Origin of the sequence: Arthrobacter humicola, from assembly GCF_039531445.1 — a bacterium.
Classification (GTDB): domain Bacteria; phylum Actinomycetota; class Actinomycetes; order Actinomycetales; family Micrococcaceae; genus Arthrobacter; species Arthrobacter humicola.
The window spans coordinates 1-2,905 of record NZ_BAAAQB010000027.1; the positions used below are offsets into that span (position 1 = coordinate 1).

Below are 2,905 nucleotides of genomic sequence, written 5' to 3' on the forward strand. Positions count from 1 at the left end.
CCGGGGCCTTCTGTTTCACAGCGTCCGTGGGTTGCCATTAGCGGCTCCCGTGGCCTGCGCGGCCCTGTCGGGGGTGCAATGGTAGTGACTCTTCTATATCTGTCAAGGTGTCGCGGATTGGGCATGGAGGGTATTCAGCGCACGGTAGAGGTGTCGGGCCAGGTAGCGTTTGAGGCATCGTCGGATCTCCCGTTTGGTGCGGCCCTCTGCTAATCGGCGCTCGACGTATGCACGCGTGTCGGGGTCGTGGGTCATTCTCACGATCGTTGCCATGTGGAGGGCCTGGTTGAGGCGGCGGTCGCCGCCGCGGTTGAGCCGGTGCCGGACCGTGTTTCCTGACGAAGCAGGGATGGGATTCACCCCTGCAAGGGCGGCGAAGGCCGCCTCTGACCGGACTCGCCCGGGATGCGACCATGCAGTGATCACCACCGCTGCGGTAAGAGGGCCGATTCCGGTCTTCTCCAAGAGCGGCGCGGCCATGCTGCTTTGGATAAGCTCATTCAGCCGAACCTGATTGGCTTTCAATTCGCCATCCAGTGCGATGATTCGTTTGGCGAGACGGACAGCTTCTTCCCGGGCAATGGTCAATGCAATGTCCTCATCACGGGGCCGCCATCGGGAGATCTCTCCGATCTGGGCGGCCGCCAGCGCCGTTCGAGCGTCAATTCCCAGATCCGCGGCCCTCACGAGCGCGGTGAGTGCGTTGACAGTCGCGGTCCGTTCACCCGTCATCTGATCGCGCGCGGACACCAGAAACCGCAGCGCGGCCCGGATCCCGGCGTTCTCACGCGGATGACGAAGCGATCTGAGATCCACGGACAACGCGGCAAGAGCGATTGCACGAGCGTCGAACGGATCCGATTTTCCTTTCCCGTGCCTGTTTCGCGCGTTCATTCGTGGCGCTTCGACCACTTGATAGCCGGCCGCGGCGACGGCGTCAGCCAGCCGGGCACCATAGGTCCCGATTCCTTCAACGGCCCATAACACTTCCGTTTCGCCGCTGGTTTGGCGCCCGGCCCAAGCAAGGGCACGGCTCATACCTGCGTTTGTAGCGGGGAACTGCTCGCAGGCGGTCTGCTCGCCGGTAGACGCGACGAGTATGGCAAAGGTATGGGTTCGGGCATGGGTGTCCACGCCAATGACGAACTGGTGCGTATGGGCGACAATGGCCATCGCGGTCGTGTTCCTTCCTCAAATGCGGACAATGAGCGGTCGTCGCTCGGCCGGCGTCGATCTGGGAAGGTGACACTTCAAGGCAGGACTGTGATGGGCCACGGCCCGGTGGGTCGGGCAATCTTCTAATCAGGCCATAGAGGCGGACCACAGGTCGGTGTCGGCCGTTTGCCCCAAGCCGGACAAATCACTTCAAAGGCCCGCGTGGGGCCAGCCACATGTCGGGTCACAACGAGGAACAGACGACCAACACCAACCCTGCCAGCCAGTCCCGGACCAGCCACTGCAAGACTCACAGCCACATGTGAAGTTGGGAGGTCCCGGCTATGTTCGAGCATACTTTCATCGGTCTGGATGTTCACGCGGTCAACGTCGTTGGCCATGCGCTGAACCCGGACACCGGCGAAATCACACGACACACGATGACCGCCGATCCGGCCGTGGTGCTGGAGTGGGTCCGCCGGTTCGAGCCGCCGGTCAAGGTCGTCTACGAATCGGGCCCCACAGGGTTTGTCCTGGCCCGCCACCTGCGGGCCGCGGGGATCGACTGCGTCGTCACGGCGTCCTCGAAACTGTTGCGCGCCCCCGGGGACCGGGTGAAAACCGACCGGCGGGACGCCCGGGTGCTGGCCGAAATGCTCGCGGTCGGCTCGGTCACCGAGGTGCGCATCCCGGACCCTGACGAAGAAGCGCTGCGGGATTTGTCCCGGCTGCGCTCCGGCGCGGCCAAGGACCTCGCGCACGCCCGCCAGCACGTGAACGCCATCCTGCTGCGCCACGGCATCCGCTACCCTAAAGACACCCGGTGGACGAAGGAACACCGTCTGTGGCTGCACCGACAGCACTTTGACGAACCCGCCCTCCAGTTCAGCTATCAGGCCGATGTCGAACAGGCCGAACTGCTGGCCGCCCACCTGGCACGGATCGACAAGCAGGTCACCGCCACGGCCGCTGCGTGCCGCTACACCCCGGTCATTGACGCGCTGATGTGTCTGCGCGGCATCCAGATCACGACCGCGTACGGCCTCGCCGTGGAGATCGGCGACTGGAACCGGTTCACCGGCTCAACCATCGGCTCCTATCTCGGCCTGGTCCCCAGCGAGCAATCCTCCGGCCAGTCCCGGCACCAGGGCCCGATCACCAAGGCAGGGAACACCTACGCCCGCAAACTCCTCATCGAGGCCGCCTGGCAGCACCGGCGCCCCTATGCCCGGCCCGGGGAACGGCTGCTGCGCCAACTTGACCTCGTCGCCCCGGCGACACGCATCCGCGCCCTGGAAGGAAATCACCGGCTGCACCGCAAGTGGGAGCACTTCGATGAGCGCGACAAGATGCCGGTCAAGGCCAACACTGCGGTCGCCCGCGAGCTCGCCGGCTGGTGCTGGTCACTGGCAGCCCCGCTCCAGCGAGGAGAACGCATGAACGCGGCCTGAACCCATGAACGTGCCACCGGGACGGCGTGGACGTGTGATGGCAGCACCAGGAGCTAACCCGGGAGAGTTCTATGAGCAGACGGCCCGGCCCCGTCGACGCTCGATCCTAGACACCGAAACGCTCCAGCCGAACAATCGTCATGCGGTAGCCAACCCGCGAATATCAGTCTGACACTGCAGTCGACAACGACCCGCCAACACCCTTCACCACGGACCGGCAGGCACCAGATGAGCGGCCCCGGAACCAAATCCCAGGAGCCGCTCATCTATGCCTCTTGACAACCAGAACTACATATCAG

The 2,905-nt window shown here is 64.4% G+C and carries 2 protein-coding genes; one reads left to right on the forward strand and one right to left on the reverse strand.

What is annotated here, in order from left to right:
* Positions 1-102: 102 nt before the first annotated feature.
* A complete protein-coding gene (locus ABD243_RS09445; RefSeq protein WP_344364721.1) occupies positions 103-1,173 on the reverse strand; it encodes an IS110 family RNA-guided transposase in 1,071 nt (356 codons plus the stop codon).
* Between the two features lie 326 nt (positions 1,174-1,499).
* Here ABD243_RS09445 and ABD243_RS09450 point away from each other — a divergent pair, with 326 nt between their 5' ends.
* The gene (locus ABD243_RS09450; protein ID WP_344364723.1) at positions 1,500-2,606 is read left to right on the forward strand and encodes an IS110 family RNA-guided transposase; all 1,107 of its coding nucleotides are present in this window, start codon (positions 1,500-1,502) and stop codon (positions 2,604-2,606) included.
* Positions 2,607-2,905: the final 299 nt, after the last annotated feature.